Annotated in this window: 20 protein-coding genes; all 20 read left to right on the top strand. The window is 44.5% G+C overall.

Annotated elements, in window-relative coordinates; all coding sequences use genetic code 11:
* Positions 1 to 234 precede the first annotated feature (234 nt).
* The 20 genes from ACZ5XR_RS26335 to ACZ5XR_RS26240 all read left to right on the top strand — a co-directional run bounded on the left by ACZ5XR_RS26335 (position 235) and on the right by ACZ5XR_RS26240 (position 17,118).
* Positions 235 to 456: an AtpZ/AtpI family protein gene (locus ACZ5XR_RS26335; RefSeq protein ID WP_464499387.1), complete on the top strand. Its 222-nt coding sequence runs from the start codon at positions 235 to 237 to the stop codon at positions 454 to 456.
* A 5-nt stretch (positions 457 to 461) separates the two neighbouring features.
* Positions 462 to 836 carry an ATP synthase subunit I gene (locus ACZ5XR_RS26330; RefSeq protein ID WP_464499386.1) on the top strand — a complete coding sequence of 125 codons (375 nt, stop codon included), beginning with the start codon at positions 462 to 464 and terminating at the stop codon, positions 834 to 836.
* A gap of 22 nt (positions 837 to 858) precedes the next feature.
* The gene (gene atpB, locus ACZ5XR_RS26325; RefSeq protein WP_464499385.1) at positions 859 to 1,572 is read left to right on the top strand and encodes a F0F1 ATP synthase subunit A; all 714 of its coding nucleotides are present in this window, start codon (positions 859 to 861) and stop codon (positions 1,570 to 1,572) included.
* A gap of 72 nt (positions 1,573 to 1,644) precedes the next feature.
* A complete protein-coding gene (gene atpE, locus ACZ5XR_RS26320) occupies positions 1,645 to 1,857 on the top strand; it encodes a F0F1 ATP synthase subunit C (protein WP_464499384.1) in 213 nt (70 codons plus the stop codon).
* 116 nt (positions 1,858 to 1,973) lie between these two features.
* Complete coding sequence (atpF, locus tag ACZ5XR_RS26315; RefSeq protein ID WP_464499383.1) at positions 1,974 to 2,501, top strand: F0F1 ATP synthase subunit B; 528 nt, start codon at positions 1,974 to 1,976, stop codon at positions 2,499 to 2,501.
* Complete coding sequence (locus ACZ5XR_RS26310; RefSeq protein ID WP_464499382.1) at positions 2,498 to 3,034, top strand: F0F1 ATP synthase subunit delta; 537 nt, start codon at positions 2,498 to 2,500, stop codon at positions 3,032 to 3,034. The genes atpF and ACZ5XR_RS26310 overlap by 4 nt, the downstream gene beginning before the upstream one ends.
* 11 nt (positions 3,035 to 3,045) lie before the next feature.
* The gene (gene atpA / locus ACZ5XR_RS26305) at positions 3,046 to 4,554 is read left to right on the top strand and encodes a F0F1 ATP synthase subunit alpha (RefSeq protein ID WP_464499381.1); all 1,509 of its coding nucleotides are present in this window, start codon (positions 3,046 to 3,048) and stop codon (positions 4,552 to 4,554) included.
* A gap of 73 nt (positions 4,555 to 4,627) precedes the next feature.
* Positions 4,628 to 5,485 carry an ATP synthase F1 subunit gamma gene (gene atpG / locus ACZ5XR_RS26300; RefSeq protein ID WP_464499380.1) on the top strand — a complete coding sequence of 286 codons (858 nt, stop codon included), beginning with the start codon at positions 4,628 to 4,630 and terminating at the stop codon, positions 5,483 to 5,485.
* A gap of 137 nt (positions 5,486 to 5,622) precedes the next feature.
* A complete protein-coding gene (gene atpD, locus ACZ5XR_RS26295; protein WP_464502443.1) occupies positions 5,623 to 7,023 on the top strand; it encodes a F0F1 ATP synthase subunit beta in 1,401 nt (466 codons plus the stop codon).
* Between the two features lie 2 nt (positions 7,024 to 7,025).
* Positions 7,026 to 7,433, top strand: a complete 408-nt coding sequence (locus ACZ5XR_RS26290; RefSeq protein WP_464499379.1) for a F0F1 ATP synthase subunit epsilon — start codon at positions 7,026 to 7,028, stop codon at positions 7,431 to 7,433.
* A gap of 547 nt (positions 7,434 to 7,980) precedes the next feature.
* Complete coding sequence (locus tag ACZ5XR_RS26285) at positions 7,981 to 8,355, top strand: NADH-quinone oxidoreductase subunit A (RefSeq protein WP_464499378.1); 375 nt, start codon at positions 7,981 to 7,983, stop codon at positions 8,353 to 8,355.
* A complete protein-coding gene (locus ACZ5XR_RS26280; protein WP_464499377.1) occupies positions 8,346 to 8,858 on the top strand; it encodes a NuoB/complex I 20 kDa subunit family protein in 513 nt (170 codons plus the stop codon). Before ACZ5XR_RS26285 ends, ACZ5XR_RS26280 begins: the two co-directional genes overlap by 10 nt.
* Positions 8,859 to 8,861: 3 nt before the next feature.
* Positions 8,862 to 10,097, top strand: coding sequence for an NADH-quinone oxidoreductase subunit C (locus tag ACZ5XR_RS26275; protein WP_464499376.1), 1,236 nt, complete (start codon positions 8,862 to 8,864; stop codon positions 10,095 to 10,097).
* Positions 10,098 to 10,100: 3 nt separating this feature from the next.
* Positions 10,101 to 11,201, top strand: a complete 1,101-nt coding sequence (locus ACZ5XR_RS26270) for an NADH-quinone oxidoreductase subunit D (protein WP_464499375.1) — start codon at positions 10,101 to 10,103, stop codon at positions 11,199 to 11,201.
* Positions 11,201 to 12,205 carry an NADH-quinone oxidoreductase subunit NuoH gene (gene nuoH, locus ACZ5XR_RS26265; RefSeq protein WP_464499374.1) on the top strand — a complete coding sequence of 335 codons (1,005 nt, stop codon included), beginning with the start codon at positions 11,201 to 11,203 and terminating at the stop codon, positions 12,203 to 12,205. The genes ACZ5XR_RS26270 and nuoH overlap by 1 nt, the downstream gene beginning before the upstream one ends.
* 143 nt (positions 12,206 to 12,348) lie before the next feature.
* Complete coding sequence (nuoI, locus tag ACZ5XR_RS26260; protein WP_464499373.1) at positions 12,349 to 12,768, top strand: NADH-quinone oxidoreductase subunit NuoI; 420 nt, start codon at positions 12,349 to 12,351, stop codon at positions 12,766 to 12,768.
* Positions 12,765 to 13,283: an NADH-quinone oxidoreductase subunit J gene (locus tag ACZ5XR_RS26255; RefSeq protein WP_464499372.1), complete on the top strand. Its 519-nt coding sequence runs from the start codon at positions 12,765 to 12,767 to the stop codon at positions 13,281 to 13,283. Before nuoI ends, ACZ5XR_RS26255 begins: the two co-directional genes overlap by 4 nt.
* Positions 13,280 to 13,594: an NADH-quinone oxidoreductase subunit NuoK gene (gene nuoK, locus ACZ5XR_RS26250; protein WP_464499371.1), complete on the top strand. Its 315-nt coding sequence runs from the start codon at positions 13,280 to 13,282 to the stop codon at positions 13,592 to 13,594. Before ACZ5XR_RS26255 ends, nuoK begins: the two co-directional genes overlap by 4 nt.
* 144 nt (positions 13,595 to 13,738) lie before the next feature.
* Positions 13,739 to 15,610 carry an NADH-quinone oxidoreductase subunit L gene (nuoL, locus tag ACZ5XR_RS26245; protein ID WP_464499370.1) on the top strand — a complete coding sequence of 624 codons (1,872 nt, stop codon included), beginning with the start codon at positions 13,739 to 13,741 and terminating at the stop codon, positions 15,608 to 15,610.
* Positions 15,607 to 17,118 carry an NADH-quinone oxidoreductase subunit M gene (locus ACZ5XR_RS26240; protein ID WP_464499369.1) on the top strand — a complete coding sequence of 504 codons (1,512 nt, stop codon included), beginning with the start codon at positions 15,607 to 15,609 and terminating at the stop codon, positions 17,116 to 17,118. The genes nuoL and ACZ5XR_RS26240 overlap by 4 nt, the downstream gene beginning before the upstream one ends.

The raw sequence follows: 17,118 nt of genomic DNA, 5'->3' as shown, positions 1-17,118 counted from the left end.
GAGGAATAAGTATTCGAATGGTTAATTTTCAGAAAATTTAATATTCTAATATACCTAAAATGAATGGGAAATGCAAGTGAATATTTCGTTAAAATCAATTGACTTTGAATAGTCGCTATTGTATGATTACAAAGGGTGTAAATGATAAGGTTTTCACAAACGATTTAGGTCATATTTATAGTGGAAATGTTATTATCATCATGCCTCATTCTCCTATTGTGAGGATGCGATAAAATGAGAAATAATAACCGCAACCCCTTTCAAGCAATGGCACTAATGTCTGCCATCGTTTCCCAACTAGTAGGGTCCATTCTGATTGGTATTTTTGCCGGGAGATGGGTAGACCAGCATTGGGGTACAAGTCCAATTTTCTTAATAATCGGATTGTTTATTGGTTTAGCATCAGGGACTTATGCCATGGTGTTATCAATCCGAAAATTTTTTTCGGGAGAGTAAACAGTATGCCGGAATTTATGCAGATGTACAATAGACAACGGAAAGGGCTTTTTTATTTGTTGTCTATCTATGTTCTGGGCTGGGGTTTTACTCCTTATCATTCTGTATTTCTAGGTTTAATTCTCGGCACCGTCTTCAGCTTCTTTAATTTGTGGCTGATGATTAGAGAAATGAATAAGTTTGATAAAACTATCACAAAGGGTAAAAAGGTGCGTTCAGTTGGATCTTTTTCCAGAATGGCATCAGCTGCTCTCGCTGTCGTGATTGCGTTAAAATACCCCCACGAATTTCAAATCTTATCTGTTGTATTGGGATTAATGACAATTTATGTTGTCATTATGATAGATTATTTAGTTCATTCTTTGATTTTACATAGATAAAAGGGAAGTGAGGTGAGATTACATGGAACATGGAGCGCCTATAGTAAAATTTTTGGGCCTATACTTCAACTTGGCTAACATTTTGATGATTTCAGTTGCTAGTCTAATTGTTTTTATCATCGCCGTCGTTTCAACACGAAGGCTTGCAATGAAACCAACTGGAATGCAGAATTTCCTCGAATGGGTAATGGATTTTGTTAAAGGACTTATTAAAAGTACAATGGATTGGAATGATGGGGGAAGATTCCATATTCTTGGGATTACATTAATTATGTATATCTTTGTATCCAATATGCTGGGACTACCATTTGCTATCGTCATCAAGGGTAACCTCTGGTGGAAATCGCCTACGGCGGATCCGATGAATACGCTGGCGTTGGCAACAATGGTTATGTTGCTTGCCCATTTCTATGGGATTAGGTTAAAGGGAGCAAAAGAATATGGAAAAGGATTTTTAAGTCCGTTGCCATTCTTATTTCCTTTAAAACTGATTGAGGAATTTGCCAATACTTTAACACTTGGTCTGCGGCTTTACGGTAACATTTACGCAGGTGAATTGTTATTATCACTCCTTGCGGGTGGTCTGGCATGGACTGGTGCAGCAGGTATGATAGCAGCCGTACCGTTGACACTAGTTTGGCAAGGATTCTCTGTTTTCGTCGGCACAATCCAAGCCTATTTGTTTACTATGCTGACAATGGTTTATTTATCACACAAAGTGAGTCATGATCATTAAGATATTCCTGTTCATTTCATGAGCAAAATATAAAATAAATTATTCCATACAATTTTAAGGAGGAACTTTAAAATGAATCTTATAGCAGCAGCAATTGCAGCGGGTTTAGCAGCAGTAGGTGCAGGTATCGGTAACGGTCTTGTTATCGGTCGTACAGTGGAAGGTATTGGACGTCAACCAGAAGCACGTGGATTACTTCAAACATACATGTTTATCGGGATTGGTCTAGTTGAAGCATTACCGATTATCGGTGTCGTTGTAGCGTTCATGGTATTAAACCGATAAAATCAACAGAATTTTTCAGGTGGCGAAGATGTTACGCAAAACTTCGCCATTCATTTATGTGACGGTAATAAAGCGTTTTTTTAAAGTCAACGACTCTTGAAGGGAGTGAATCGAGGGTGTTAACAAGCAATCTGGTATTGGGTGCAGCAGAAGCAGGCGCCCATTTCAACGGCGGAGATATGATCTTCCAATTAATTATGTTTTTAATCTTGTTAGCATTGCTTAAAAAATTCGCGTGGAAGCCTTTAATGGGCATCATGAAACAGCGTGAAGAGCATATTGCGAGTGAAATTAATGCCGCTGAACAAAGCGGTTTAGAAGCGAAAAAGCTTTTAGAAGAGCAAAGAACACTTTTGAAAGAAGCACGTACTGAAGCGCAAGTGTTAATTGAAAATGCTAAAAAGCAAGGCGATATTCAACGTGAAGAAATCATTGTGCTTGCTCGTTCTGAAGCAGAACGCATTAAAGAAGCAGCAAAACTTGAGATTGACCAGCAAAAAGAAAAAGCTGTTGCCGCTATTCGTGAACAAGTGGCGTCCCTGTCTGTTTTAATTGCCTCTAAAGTGATTGAAAAAGAACTGGATGCAAAAGATCAGGACCAGCTCATTAACGAATATATTAAAGAGGCAGGAGAAGAGCGATGAGCAACTCCATAGTAGCAAAACGCTACGCGTCGGCTCTTTTTCAAATTGCAAAAGACCAGCAGATTCTAAGTACTGTCGAAGAAGACCTTCGTGTTGTCAAAGAAGTGTTACAAACGAATGCTGATTTAACAGCTGTCCTTAACTCTTCAAAGCTGACGAAACAGCAGAAAAGAGAAATGATTCGGCAGGCTTTTGTCTCTGTAAATGTATATGTTGTTAATACACTACTCATTCTTATTGACCGTCACCGTGAAAACGATATTGTGGAAGTGGTAAACCAGTTTGTTGAACTGGCCTATGAAGAGATGGGCATTGCGAAAGCTGATGTTTACAGCGTACGCCCGCTTTCAGAATCTGAACGTGATGCGATTTCTGCCGTCTTTGGAGCAAAGGTTGGCAAGAAATCATTGAGAATTGAAAATTTCGTGGAATCCGACCTGCTCGGTGGCGTTAAGCTCCGCATCGGAAACCGTATATATGATGGCAGCTTGCGCGGCAAGCTCGATCGACTAGAACGTAAATTGTTAAGCTAGGGGTGAAACTCATGAGCATCAAAGCTGAAGAAATTAGTGCCCTGATAAAGCAGCAAATCGAAAATTATCAGGCTGAAATTCAAGTGACAGATGTCGGTACAGTTATCTCTGTTGGTGACGGTATCGCACGTGTTCATGGCCTTGACAATGTCATGGCTGGAGAACTTGTTGAATTCGCAAACGGCGTTATGGGTATGGCACAAAACCTGGAAGAAAGTAACGTCGGTATTATCATCCTTGGACCTTTCACTGATATCCGTGAGGGCGACGAGGTTCGCCGTACGGGCCGCATCATGGAGGTTCCAGTTGGTGAAGGTCTAATCGGACGTGTTGTAAACTCATTAGGACAACCAATCGATGGTTTAGGTCCAATCAATACAACATCTACTCGCCCTGTTGAAGCAGTAGCTTCAGGCGTTATGGCTCGTAAATCCGTTCATGAGCCATTACAAACTGGTATCAAAGCGATTGACGCCCTTGTGCCAATCGGCCGCGGTCAGCGTGAGTTGATCATCGGGGACCGTCAAACAGGTAAAACATCTGTTGCGATCGATACCATCATCAACCAAAAAGGTCAAAACATGATCTGTATCTATGTTGCGATCGGACAAAAAGAATCAACAGTACGTGGTGCGGTTGAAACTCTTCGTAAAAATGGCGCATTAGAATACTCCATCGTTGTATCTGCGTCTGCTTCACAGCCTGCTCCAATGCTATTCTTAGCACCATATGCAGGGGTTGCAATGGCGGAAGAGTTCATGTATGCCGGCAAACATGTATTAATCGTATATGATGACTTATCAAAACAAGCGGCTGCATACCGTGAGCTTTCCTTGTTGCTTCGTCGTCCTCCAGGTCGTGAAGCTTATCCAGGGGATGTATTCTACTTGCACAGCCGTTTACTAGAACGTGCAGCGAAATTGAGCGACGCGCTTGGCGCTGGTTCAATCACTGCCTTACCATTTATCGAAACACAAGCAGGTGACGTTTCTGCTTATATCCCAACAAACGTTATCTCCATCACTGATGGACAAATTTTCTTGCAATCTGACTTATTCTTCTCCGGTGTTCGCCCAGCGATCAACGCAGGTCTTTCTGTATCTCGTGTAGGTGGTTCTGCACAGATCAAAGCAATGAAGAAGGTTGCCGGTACACTGCGTCTTGACCTTGCGTCTTACCGTGAATTAGAAGCATTTGCTCAGTTCGGTTCTGACCTTGATAAAGCAACACAAGCGAAATTGAACCGTGGTGCACGTACCGTTGAAGTACTAAAACAAGACTTACACAAGCCGCTGTCTGTTGAAAAACAAGTAGCGATCCTATATGCATTAACACGCGGATTCTTAGATGACATTCCATTGCAGGACGTTCGTCGTTTCGAATCAGAATTCCATAACTGGTTAGACCACAACCGCAAAGAACTACTAGACCATATCACCAAAACGAAGGACCTTCCATCAGATGAAGATATGGGCTCTGCAATCAACGCCTTCAAAAAGACGTTCGCAGTTTCTGAATAGGGGTCAGACCCCCACCGCATTAATGCGTTAAAGTAACGGGGGTCAGACCCCCGAAAAAGGGTGGTGAGAACCTATGGCATCATTACGCGATATTAAAACGCGGATTAATTCGACGAAAAAGACGAGTCAGATTACGAAGGCGATGGAGATGACCTCGGCTGCGAAATGGAACCGTGGAGTTATGAATGCGAAGTCATTCGTGCCTTACATGGAGAAAATCCAGGAAGTGACCGCCGCTATTGCGAACGGAGCAAAGGGTGTACGTCATCCCATGCTTCAAGCTCGTCCTGTAAAGAAAACCGGTTATATCGTCATCGCTTCTGACCGCGGTCTTGCGGGCGCTTTTAACAGCAACGTGCTGCGCCGCGTCCTCCAAGATATCAAAAGCCGTCATAAGTCAAATGATGAATTTGCGGTCATTGCAATCGGCCGAGTTGTGCGCGACTTCTTCGTCAAACGGGGCATGAATGTCGCACTCGAAATCACTGGTGTTTCAGACCAGCCGAATTTCGCCGATATCAAAGATCTAACCAGCAGTACAGTAGGCATGTTCGCCGATGGTACATTCGATGAACTTTACCTTTATTACAATCATTATGTTAGCGCGATTTCACAGGAAGTAACCGAGAAGAAACTATTGCCGCTTGCGGAAATTAAGACTTCCGGCAAACTCATTTCCTATGAATTTGAGCCGGACGCGAAAGCGATCCTGGAAGTTCTCCTCCCGCAATATGCAGAAAGCTTGATTTTCGGTGCTCTTTTAGACAGTAAAGCAAGTGAGCATGCTGCCCGGATGACAGCCATGAAGAACGCAACGGACAACGCTAAAGAATTGATTAAGAACTATACATTGATTTACAACCGTGCCCGTCAAGCAGCGATTACACAAGAAATCACGGAAATCGTTGGCGGTGCGGCCGCACTAGAATAGTATTTTTTCAAAAGCCATTGGGAATGATTCGTTCATTCCCTACGGCGTGTTGGACGGATACAAGTAAAGAGCGATTCAATAGGTTCCTTTTTAAAAAAAGGTTTTGAATCGAAGAGAGTAAGTTAGGAGGGAAAATGATGAACATTGGACGCGTTGTTCAGGTTATGGGTCCGGTTGTTGACGTAAAGTTCGAGAACGGTCAACTTCCAGAGATTTATAATGCGTTGAGAATTAGTACTGAAAGCATCAAGCTTACCCTTGAAGTAGCCCTTCATTTAGGTGATGATACAGTTCGTACAATTGCGATGGCTTCCACTGACGGTTTAACTCGTGGTTCGGAAGTGGCAGATACGGGTGCTCCTATTTCTGTACCGGTTGGTGAACCAACTCTTGGCCGTGTATTTAACGTACTAGGTGAAGCCATTGACCTTAAGGATGATATTCCGGCTTCAGAACGCCGTGATTCGATTCACCGTGAAGCACCAACTTTCGAAAATCTTTCTACTGAGGTAGAAATTCTTGAAACAGGGATTAAGGTAGTAGACCTTTTAGCTCCATACATCAAGGGTGGTAAGATCGGTCTATTCGGTGGTGCCGGTGTAGGTAAAACCGTATTAATCCAAGAATTGATCAATAACATCGCGCAAGAGCACAGTGGTATTTCCGTATTCGCCGGTGTAGGTGAGCGTACGCGTGAAGGAAACGACCTTTACCACGAAATGACGGATTCTGGCGTTATTAAACAAACTGCGATGGTATTCGGACAGATGAACGAGCCGCCAGGTGCACGTATGCGTGTGGCCTTGACTGGTTTGACAATGGCTGAATATTTCCGTGATGAGCAAGGACAAGACGTGTTGTTCTTCATGGATAACATCTTCCGTTTCACGCAAGCAGGTTCTGAGGTTTCTGCGCTATTAGGCCGTATGCCTTCTGCCGTAGGTTACCAGCCAACCCTTGCTACTGAAATGGGTAAATTACAAGAACGTATTACTTCTACTAACGTAGGTTCTGTTACATCGATCCAAGCGATTTACGTACCAGCCGATGACTACACTGACCCGGCTCCGGCTACAACATTCGCTCACTTGGATGCAACAACAAACCTTGAGCGTAAGCTTTCTGAGATGGGTATCTACCCAGCGGTGGATCCACTTGCTTCGACTTCTCGTGCCTTGTCACCAGAAATCGTTGGCGAAGAACATTATAATGTTGCCCGCCGCGTACAACAAACATTACAGCGTTACCGTGAATTACAAGATATCATCGCGATCCTTGGTATGGACGAACTTTCAGATGATGATAAGTTAGTCGTACTTCGTGCCCGCCGTGTTCAGTTCTTCTTATCGCAAAACTTCCACGTTGCGGAACAGTTTACAGGTCAGCCAGGATCTTATGTGCCGGTTAAAGAAACGGTTAAAGGATTTAAGGAAATCCTTGATGGTAAATATGATCACCTTCCAGAAGATGCATTCCGCTTAGTCGGCCGCATTGAAGAAGTAGTTGAATCTGCAAAACGCATGGGCGTTGAGGTTTAATAATGAATACAATCAAGGTCAATATCGTAACTCCCGATGGCCCGGTGTATGAATCAGATGTGGAAATGGTAATTGCCAGGGCGACAAGTGGTGAACTAGGGATTTTACCTGGTCACATTCCATTGGTTGCTCCGCTGAAAATTAGCGTAGTCCGCCTGAAAAAAGCCGGCAAGTATGAGCTTGTGGCCGTTAGCGGCGGCTTCTTGGAAGTCCGTCCTGACCAGATCACTATTCTTGCTCAGTCAGCTGAAACGGCTGAACATATTGATGTTCAACGTGCCCTTCGTGCGAAAGAACGCGCTGAAAAGCGTCTTCATAATCAGCACCAGGAGCACATCGACTTCCGCCGCGCCGAACTCGCCTTGCAACGTGCGATCAACCGCCTCGGCGTAAAAGATACGAAATTATAGATTCATGTGGGGCCCCTCTTTTTGGAGGGGTTTTTTGTTTTGGGGAGGTGTGGGTGAGTGAGTGGCACATAAATCGAGGGAAGTGGCACATAAATTGAAAGAAGTGGCACATAAACTGATAAAACCGGCACATAAACCATTTAAACCCGCACATAAACCCAAAGTCCCCATCCCTCACAATAGAAGAATGATTTCCCCAATCGAGAATATGATGGTACAAGAACAAGCCAATTTTAACAAATTATTGACAATCCAAGCCAAACGCCTAAAAGTTTGTTAGATGATGAACAATTAATGACAAATCTCACTGACAGTGTAAGAGATTTGTTGTTAAATAGGGGTTGTTGTCGAATAGTCTGTGTTTTGAGGTGGTGGAAAACCCTTGTAATGTAAGGATTGGAAGGACCATTATGTAAGTAAAATGGGGAAATTTCGCCTTTCGAAATTAAAGTGGAAGGCTTGTCGACACGCTATTCTAACAATGCTATAATGAATTCGATTACATTATTCACTAATGAGAAAATTTTAAAAATTGGAGGGGATAGACATGGAACTTCTAAATTTGTATCAGAATAATTATCTGATAGTTTTTGTGTTCCTATGTCTCGGTGTGCTGCTGCCTGTCGTGGCGTTATTTTTAGGTAAGCTTCTGCGTCCGCATAAGCCAAGTGAAGCGAAGTATACCACATACGAAAGCGGTATTGAGCCATTTCACGATTCCCGTGTACAGTTCAATGTCCGCTATTATATTTTTGCCCTTATGTTTGTTATTTTTGATGTGGAAACAGTGTTTTTATATCCATGGGCAGTTGCTTATAATAAGCTGGGCCTATATGCATTAGGCGAAATGTTTGTATTCGTTATTATGCTGTTGATTGGTCTGGTCTACGCTTGGAAGAAGAAGGTGCTACGATGGATCTAAAATTAGACAATATTTCACCACAGGAAATGGAAGAATTACAAAGAAATGTGTTCTTAACAACACTAGAGCAAGTTAAGGCGTGGGCGCGAAGTAATTCGATCTACCCGCTGACATTTGGTCTAGCTTGTTGTGCGATTGAAATGATGGCAGTCGGTTCCTCACATTATGACTTGGACCGCTTTGGATCGTTTTTCCGAACCTCTCCAAGACAATCGGACTGTATGATTGTTTCGGGAACCGTTACGAAAAAAATGGCGCCTATTCTTAGACGTTTATATGATCAAATGCCTGAACCAAAATGGGTCATTGCAATGGGTTCCTGTGCAACAGCGGGCGGACCGTATGTGAAGTCCTATTCTGTTGTAAAGGGTGTTGACCAAATTGTTCCCGTTGACGTTTATATACCAGGGTGCCCTCCAAACCCGGCTGCTTTAATTTATGGAATTAATAAATTAAAGGAAAAGATTCGGTACGAAGCGAAGACTGGGAAGAAGGTGATGTAATCAATGAGCGGGGAAAAAGATCTCGAGCAATTAAAGAGAGAAGCGGTAGAAAAGGCGAAAGCAGCAGCAGCTGCTAAACGCGCCGCCAAAGCAGCCGGACAAACTCCGGAGCCGCCAAAAGCGGAAGAGCCACCGAAAGTGGAAGAACCGCCAAAAACTGCCGCGCCTGAAGCAGGAGATGACCTGGCTGCGCAAAAAGCCGCCGCTGTTGCCGCTGCCAAAGCTGCAGCTGCCGCGAAAAGGGCCGCCGCCCAAGCACCAACAGAAGCACCAGCACCTGCATCAGCGGAAGACCTGGCTGCGCAAAAAGCCGCCGCTGTTGCCGCTGCGAAAGCCGCAGCTGCCGCGAAAAGGGCCGCCGCCCAAGCACCAACAGAAGCACCAGCACCTGCATCAGCGGATGACCTAGCTGCACAGAAAGCTGCCGCCGCAGCCAAGGCCGCAGCCGCTGCGAAAGCGAAAGCCGCCGCAGCCGCGAAAAAGAAAGCAGCAGAACTTGCAGGCGGAGCAGAACCGGAAGCAGCAGGCGATGATGATCTAGCCAAGAAAAAAGCCGCCGCCGTTGCCAAGGCAAAAGCTGCCGCAGCCGCCAAAGCTAAGGCCGCAGCAGGTGGGACAACCGCCGCAGCAGACGGAGACGACGAAAAAGCGAAGGCAATTGCCGCGGCAAAAGCGAAAGCAAAAGCAGCCGCTGCAGCCAAAGCAAAGGCCGCAGGCAAAGCAGACGAAGCGCCGGCACCTGCCGCAGAAGCAAAACCATCTCCAAACCAGCCGTACCTGGATAAATATCGGAAAGTTATCGAAGAAAATCTAGGCGGGGAAGTCTTGGAAGATTCTTATATTAATAAACTCTCGAAGGACGTTCCAACCCTTGTGGTGAAGCGCGAAAGCTACTACAAGCTGGCTCAATTTTTAAAATACAATGAGCTGTTGGGGTTTGATTATTTATCGGAGCTTCATGGAACAGACTTTGTCACACATATGGAAATCTATGTTCACTTATACTCATACAAGAACCGTCAATCCGTCGCCCTGAAGTGTAAGATTGACCGGGATGAACCAACAATCGAATCCGTTACGCCTCTATGGGCCGGAGCGGAATGGGCAGAATGTGAAGCTTATGATTTGCTAGGAATTAAGTTTCCAGGACATCCGGACTTACGCCGGATCTTGCTCGGTGAAGATTGGATTGGCTATCCACTTAGAAAAGATTATGAGCAGTACGATGTGGAGGTGTAGCGGGTGATCAGAACAGAAGAAATGATGCTTAACGTGGGCCCTCAGCATCCAAGTACGCATGGAGTTTTCCGTCTAGTCGTCAAAATCGATGGGGAAATTATAACGGAAGCAAAACCTGTCATCGGTTACTTGCACCGCGGAACAGAAAAATTAGCTGAAAGCCTGCAATATACACAAATTATCCCTTATACAGACCGCTTGGACTATGTATCAGCCATGACCAACAACTATGTTCTCTGTCATGCTGTTGAAACAATGATGGGTATCGAAGTTCCGGAACGAGCCGATTTCCTGCGGGTCATTGCCATGGAATTAGGCCGGATCTCCAGCCACCTGCTTTGGTGGGGGACATTCCTATTGGATATGGGAGCCGTCAGTCCATTCCTATATGCTTTCCGTGAACGGGAAATGATTTTGAACTTCTTAAATGAATTATCAGGAGCACGCTTAACCTTCAACTATATGAGGGTCGGCGGCGTGAAATGGGACGCACCTGAAGGCTGGATTGAAAAAATCCAAGACTTTATCCCTTACATGAGAGAGCAGCTGAAAGGCTATCATGAACTGGCAACAGGCAACGAAATCTTAAAAACTCGTATGTACGGTGTCGGGAAATATACAAAAGAAGACGCCCTCAATTATTCATTGAGCGGAATCAATCTTCGCTCAACCGGCATCAAATGGGATCTTCGTAAAGATGAACCATATTCGATATACGACCGCTTTGATTTCGACGTTCCAACCCGCGAGGAAGGCGATGTTGCCGCACGCTACTTCCTGCGCATGGAGGAAATCACAGAATCGCTGAAAATTCTCGAACAGGCCTGCGAGCAATTCCCGGCTGAAGGGGAAATTCTTGCAAAAGTGCCGAAAATTATTAAGGCACCAAAAGGAGAGGGCTTTGTCAGAATCGAATCACCACGCGGAGAAATTGGCGTTTATATTTATAGCGATGGTAAAAAAGAGCCATATCGAATGAAGCTTAGAAGACCATCATTCTATAATCTGCAAATTCTCCCGAAACTATTAAAAGGAGAAAATATCTCGAACCTCATTGCCATTTTAGGAGGAATTGATATAGTCCTTGGGGAGGTGGACGGCTAATGATACAGAATTTACTCCATTCGAGTCCAGGATTGCTCAACTTCGCAATTTTCTTTTTACTCGGAGTGATCTTACTTTTAGTCGTACTTGGCTTCGTAACATATGGTATCTTAGCAGAGCGGAAGGTCATGGGTTACATGCAGCTCAGGCATGGTCCAAACCAAGTCGGCGGAAGATGGGGGCTCTTGCAGACCGTTGCTGACGTTTTAAAGCTTTTATTAAAAGAAGATATCATCCCGAAAATGGCCGATCGACCCTTATTTATCATCGCGCCGGTCATTGCCTTTGCACCGTCGTTCATGGTGCTTGCTGTAATTCCATTTACTGACAAATTCCAATTTGCCGATATCGGAGTGGGCTTGCTTTACTACATTGCCATTTCAGGTTTAACCACCCTCGGCGTTTTAACAGGGTCATGGGCATCCAATAACAAATACGCCCTTCTTGGGGGCATGCGTGCTGCGGCACAAATGATCTCCTATGAGGTACCGCTTGTGATGTCTGTACTGGGGATTATCCTAATAACGGGAAGCCTGAACTTGAATGCAATTGTCCATCAACAAACTCACGGCTGGTTCATTCTTGTACAGCCAATTGGTTTTATTATCTTTTTTATTGCATCCGTGGCAGAATTAAACCGGACGCCATTCGACCTTCCAGAATCGGAATCAGAGCTCGTTGCCGGATATCACGTTGAATATACTGGCTTCCGCTGGGCCTTCTTTATGCTAGCGGAATATGTCTACTTATTCGCGATGTCCGCACTTATTGTTACGCTATTCCTTGGAGGCTGGCTAGCGCCGTTTCATTTCCTTAACTTTATCCCGGGCGCCATTTGGTTCTCACTTAAATTTTCCGCAGTCGTATTTGTCTACATATGGCTACGCGTAGCATTCCCGCGTCTTCGGGCCGATCAATTAATGGAAATGGGCTGGAAAGTATTATTGCCAATCGCATTGGCAAACATTTTCTTAACTGCGTTAATTAAATCGTTATTCTTTTAAAAATGAACTCATATCGCTGTGCGATACATATCGCCTGGCGATACAAGCGATATTTTTGAAGAAAAAGAACCCATATCGCCTAGCGATACGAGCGATATCTTTGGAAGATTTATCATTTTTAACAGGAAAAAGGGGTGAAAAACATGCAAGGTTTATTTAAAGGCTTGAAATATACCCTGAAAAACTTAACTCGCGAAAAAGTCACATATGACTATCCAAATAAGCCGATGCCAATGCCTGACCGGTTCCGCGGTATTCAAAAGTTCTATCCGGAAAAATGTATCGTTTGCAATCAGTGCATGAACATTTGCCCGACGGAATGTATCGATTTAGTGGGGAAAAAACACCCGGACCCAACGAAAAAAGGGAAAATCATCGATACATACGATATCAACTTTGAAATCTGCATCCTTTGTGACCTATGTACCGAGGTTTGCCCGACAGAAGCGATTATCATGACCAACAACTTTGAACTCGCAGAGTACAGCAGGGACATGTTATTTAAAAATCTTGAATGGTTAGATGAAAACGACGAAAACGTACGGCAGGTGAATAAACCATGACATTCTCAGGCGAGTTTCTCGCATTTATCGGCCTTGCCTTAGCAGCGGTCATCGGCGGCGTTCTTCTTTTGAACCTGACCAAAGTCATGCATATGGTGGTTGCCCTGATCTTTACGTTCGTCAGCATTGCCGGCATATACGTGCTGCTATCGGCAGAATTCGTCGCCGCGGTACAAATCTTAATTTACTCTGGGGCCATCACGATCATCATGCTGTTTGGAATCATGTTAACGAAGCATGATGCCGAAGAAGAACCATCACCGGGCAAATGGAGAAAGATTCTATTGTTCTTGGGTGTGATCGGCTTTGCCTTTACCGTCTACATCGGCATTTACAACTTTGACATTCCGCAAGGAGCAAGCAGTTTGCATGTGAACAACACGCTGCAAATTGGTAAAGCCATGTATACCAAATGGCTGATCCCATTTGAATTGGTTTCTGTATTACTACTAGTCGCCCTAATTGGTGCGATCGTCTTGGCGAAAAAAGATGTGAAGGAGGCGGATTCCGAATGAGTTCAGTACCCGCTTCAGCCTTCCTGGCGTTAGCGCTCATTTTATTTTGCATCGGACTGTACGGTGCTCTTTCAAAACGCAACACTGTCATCGTCTTGATTTCAATCGAATTAATGCTCAATGCGGTTAACATTAACCTGGTAACCTTCAGCAAATACGGCTTAACTCCATCGATCACAGGACAAATCTTTGCCCTCTTCGCGATCTGTGTGGCCGCCGCCGAAGCAGCCATTGGTCTTGCGATTCTGATTTCATGGTATAACAACAAGAAAACGGTAAATATCGATGAAATGGATTCGATGAAGAACTAATTTTGAACAATTTGTGAATAATTACGCAGGTAGTGAAAATATACCTGATAATTGTCCCGCTACATAAGCGGGCCCAATCTGGCGCGCAATTTTTATAAAAAAATCTCAGGCTCAATCGCGCGTTTAAAAAAGGGGATAGTGATAATGATGGAAAGTGCATGGATCATACCGCTTTTCCCGCTATTATCGTTTGTGATCCTTCTTCTATTTGGTAAGCGGCTGAAGGAAGCGAGTACCTACGTGGGGATTCTGCTCACGCTTGCATCGCTTGTCTACTCGGTGCTGGTGCTATTCGAACGCTTCAGTCAACCAACATACCTGTCAAAGGTAGACTGGCTCACCATAGGAGATCTTCATTTAACAGCGGGATTTGAAGTGAATCAATTAAATACATTAATGCTGTTTATTGTATCGCTCGTCAGCTTCCTGGTACATACATACTCAAAAGGGTATATGCACGGGGATGAGCGGATTCCAGTATTCTATGCCTATTTAGGATTATTTACGTTTGCGATGCTTGGACTGGTCCTTTCGCCAAACTTATTGCAAACTTATATTTTCTGGGAGCTTGTCGGTGTCGGTTCCTTCCTCTTAATCGGTTTTTATTTTTACAAAGATGAGGCAAAGGCTGCCGCGAAAAAAGCGTTCATCATGACCCGGATCGGGGACGTTGGACTCTTCATCGGCATGGTTCTATTATTCTGGCAAACAAAAAGCTTTGAATACAGTGATATTTTTGCCGCGGTCCAAAACGGCACAATCTCACATTCAATGATTACCCTAACAGCGATCCTCATTTTTATCGGAGCTGTTGGTAAATCAGGTCAATTCCCCCTGCATACATGGCTTCCTGACGCGATGGAAGGTCCAACACCAGTTTCGGCGTTAATCCACGCCGCGACAATGGTTGCTGCCGGGGTATACTTAGTAGCGGCGCTATACCCGTTGTTCTTAGCGAGCAAAACTGCATTGATGACGGTTGCCGTCGTTGGTGGCTTCACCGCCATTTTTGCCGCAAGCATTGGCATAGTGCAAACAGATATTAAGAGAGTTTTAGCTTATTCTACAGTCAGTCAGCTAGGCTACATGATGCTTGCCTTAGGTTCTGCAGGTTATGTCGCTGGTGTCTTCCACCTTATGACGCATGCTTTCTTTAAAGCATTATTATTCCTTGCTGCCGGAAGTGTCATCCACGCAGTCCATACGCAGGATATCGAAGAAATGGGCGGACTTTGGAAAAAGCTTCGCTTAACAGGACCATTATTCTTAATCGGAACAATGGCCATCAGCGGTGTACCATTATTATCAGGTTTCTTCAGTAAAGAATCGATTTTATCAGCAGCATGGGAAGCCGGGCATCCAATCTTGTTCTTGCTTGCGCTCATTGCAGCATTCTTTACGGCATTTTATATGTTCCGCTTGTTCTTCTTGGTGTTTACCGGAGAAGCGCGCGGTAACCAAAAACATGTTCATGAATCACCAACAAATATGATCTTCCCGATGATCGTTCTTGGTGTTCTGGCCATCATTGGCGGTTATGTCAATACACCATGGTTCGGTGAATTCCTTGGCGACTGGCTTGTGAAAGGAAACCCAACGCTTGAAGCTCACGCTCATATCGAAAGCCCGATTTGGATTACCATTCTTGCTACTGTCGTTTCGTTGGCAGGTATTTACTTTGCTTGGCTCGTTTACGGAAAACGTTCCGTTTCCCGCAACTGGTTAAGCGGCCGCGGCGGTACATTGCATACCATTCTTTACAACAAATATTACATTGATGAATTCTATCAAATGTCGATTGTAGCTCTTACAAAAGGAATCAGCTACATCTTACATTTCATTGATACGGTTATCGTCGAAGGACTCGTGAAACTTGTAACCGGTATTGTCCATGGACTTGGAAGACTCGGCTCCAAACTGCAGACCGGACAGGTTCAAACATATGGCGCAGTGGCCTTCATCGGCCTTGCTGTATTAGCTGTCATCTATGCGTTAACAGGGGGGTACTTAAAATGAACTTAACATCTGTTCTTTCTATCCTAGTATTCTCCCCAATGCTTGGTATCGTGGTTCTGGCATTCATGCCAAAAACACAGGAAAAGGCCATCAAGGCTGTCGGCTTTCTTTTCACCCTGCCGGCACTATTGCTGGCACTTGCGATTTATCTGCATTTCCAGGCAGGGAAGGACCTGCACGATTTTGCCGTGTCAGTGAAATGGATTCAATTCCGCGGTATCATCGGAATCAAAGATCCGCTGTTAGCGGTTTACTATGAACTAGGGATTAATGGCTTCCAGCTCGTGCTTGTTATTCTAACAGCTGTGATTGCGACGCTGTCGGCCTTAGGTGCAATGAAATTTGTGAAAAAAGAATGGAAAGGCTATTTCATGCTCTTCCTTCTTCTTGAAACAGGGATGCTTGGTGTTTTTACCGCTGAAAACTTAATCTTGTTCTTTATTTTCTTCGAGGTTACCTTAATTCCAACGTTCTTCCTCGTCGGAAAATGGGGTTATTTTGAAAAAGAAAAAGCAGCTTTCAGCTTCTTAATCTATAACGGATTTGGTTCAGCGATTCTATTAATTGTCATCATGATCCTATTTGCGAAAACAGGTACAACCAATATCGAGCACTTGCAGCATATTGTGAACGTCAAGGGCGGTCCGCTTTCCGCCGGATTGAAGCTTGGCTTGTTCATCTCATTATTAATTGCTTTCGGAGTCAAATTACCGATTTTTCCATTACACAGCTGGATGCTGCGCGTACACGTACAAGCACCGCCATCTGTCGTTATGATTCACTCTGGTATTCTTTTAAAAATTGGTGCGTACGGGTTAATCCGTTTTGGAATGGGCATCTTCCCGGCGCAGTTTGAAAAGCTTGCGACGCTCATCGCTATTCTTGGTGTGATCAACCTACTCTACGGGGCGTTTCTGGCGTTCATTCAATCTGATTTTAAAATGGTTTTGGCTTACTCTTCGATTTCTCACATGGGAATTGTGTTAATCGGCCTTGCCGCCATGAACCAAGCAGGGGTCCAAGGGGCCATTTTCCAAGTGATTTCACACGGATTAATTTCTGCTTTGTTGTTCTTCCTTGTTGGAATATTTTATGAGCGCACGGATACATCGCATATCGAAGCCCTTGGCGGAATGGCAAAGGGGATGCCGGTTGCGGCTGGGTTCCTGCTCGCAGGCGGTTTGGCTTCACTTGGACTTCCTGGCATGTCCGGGTTCGTCAGTGAATTCATGGCCTTCCTTGGCTTGTTTGATAAAATGCCTTGGATCGCGGCAGTTGGTACGCTCGGTATTATTTTAACCGCTGTGTATTTACTCCGCGCCGTTCTTGGCATTACGTTTGGCAAGGCAAACCGTGAATTTACGGGAATTCTTGATTTAAAAGGCGTGGAAGTCGTGCCTGTAGTGGTTCTTATGTTACTGATTGTGTTAATCGGTGTATACCCAAGTGTTCTAAGCTCACCGCTTCATACTACACTTGAAACTATCTTGCCTGGAATAGGAGGGTGA

The organism is Neobacillus sp. Fa239 (assembly GCF_055395235.1).
The sequence above is the reverse complement of the archived record's forward strand: the minus strand, read 5'-3'. Positions and strand labels throughout refer to the sequence as shown.

Bases quoted from the DNA above. Each gene is read 5' to 3' on its own strand.
- ACZ5XR_RS26335 (WP_464499387.1), top strand. From the start codon at position 235: ATGAGAAATAATAACCGCAACCCCTTTCAAGCAATGGCACTAATGTCT.
- ACZ5XR_RS26330 (WP_464499386.1), top strand. From the start codon at position 462: ATGCCGGAATTTATGCAGATGTACAATAGACAACGGAAAGGGCTTTTT.
- atpB (WP_464499385.1), top strand. From the start codon at position 859: ATGGAACATGGAGCGCCTATAGTAAAATTTTTGGGCCTATACTTCAAC.
- atpE (WP_464499384.1), top strand. From the start codon at position 1,645: ATGAATCTTATAGCAGCAGCAATTGCAGCGGGTTTAGCAGCAGTAGGT.
- ACZ5XR_RS26310 (WP_464499382.1), top strand. From the start codon at position 2,498: ATGAGCAACTCCATAGTAGCAAAACGCTACGCGTCGGCTCTTTTTCAA.
- atpA (WP_464499381.1), top strand. From the start codon at position 3,046: ATGAGCATCAAAGCTGAAGAAATTAGTGCCCTGATAAAGCAGCAAATC.
- atpG (WP_464499380.1), top strand. From the start codon at position 4,628: ATGGCATCATTACGCGATATTAAAACGCGGATTAATTCGACGAAAAAG.
- atpD (WP_464502443.1), top strand. From the start codon at position 5,623: ATGAACATTGGACGCGTTGTTCAGGTTATGGGTCCGGTTGTTGACGTA.
- ACZ5XR_RS26290 (WP_464499379.1), top strand. From the start codon at position 7,026: ATGAATACAATCAAGGTCAATATCGTAACTCCCGATGGCCCGGTGTAT.
- ACZ5XR_RS26285 (WP_464499378.1), top strand. From the start codon at position 7,981: ATGGAACTTCTAAATTTGTATCAGAATAATTATCTGATAGTTTTTGTG.
- ACZ5XR_RS26280 (WP_464499377.1), top strand. From the start codon at position 8,346: ATGGATCTAAAATTAGACAATATTTCACCACAGGAAATGGAAGAATTA.
- ACZ5XR_RS26275 (WP_464499376.1), top strand. From the start codon at position 8,862: ATGAGCGGGGAAAAAGATCTCGAGCAATTAAAGAGAGAAGCGGTAGAA.
- nuoH (WP_464499374.1), top strand. From the start codon at position 11,201: ATGATACAGAATTTACTCCATTCGAGTCCAGGATTGCTCAACTTCGCA.
- nuoI (WP_464499373.1), top strand. From the start codon at position 12,349: ATGCAAGGTTTATTTAAAGGCTTGAAATATACCCTGAAAAACTTAACT.
- ACZ5XR_RS26255 (WP_464499372.1), top strand. From the start codon at position 12,765: ATGACATTCTCAGGCGAGTTTCTCGCATTTATCGGCCTTGCCTTAGCA.
- nuoK (WP_464499371.1), top strand. From the start codon at position 13,280: ATGAGTTCAGTACCCGCTTCAGCCTTCCTGGCGTTAGCGCTCATTTTA.
- nuoL (WP_464499370.1), top strand. From the start codon at position 13,739: ATGATGGAAAGTGCATGGATCATACCGCTTTTCCCGCTATTATCGTTT.
- ACZ5XR_RS26240 (WP_464499369.1), top strand. From the start codon at position 15,607: ATGAACTTAACATCTGTTCTTTCTATCCTAGTATTCTCCCCAATGCTT.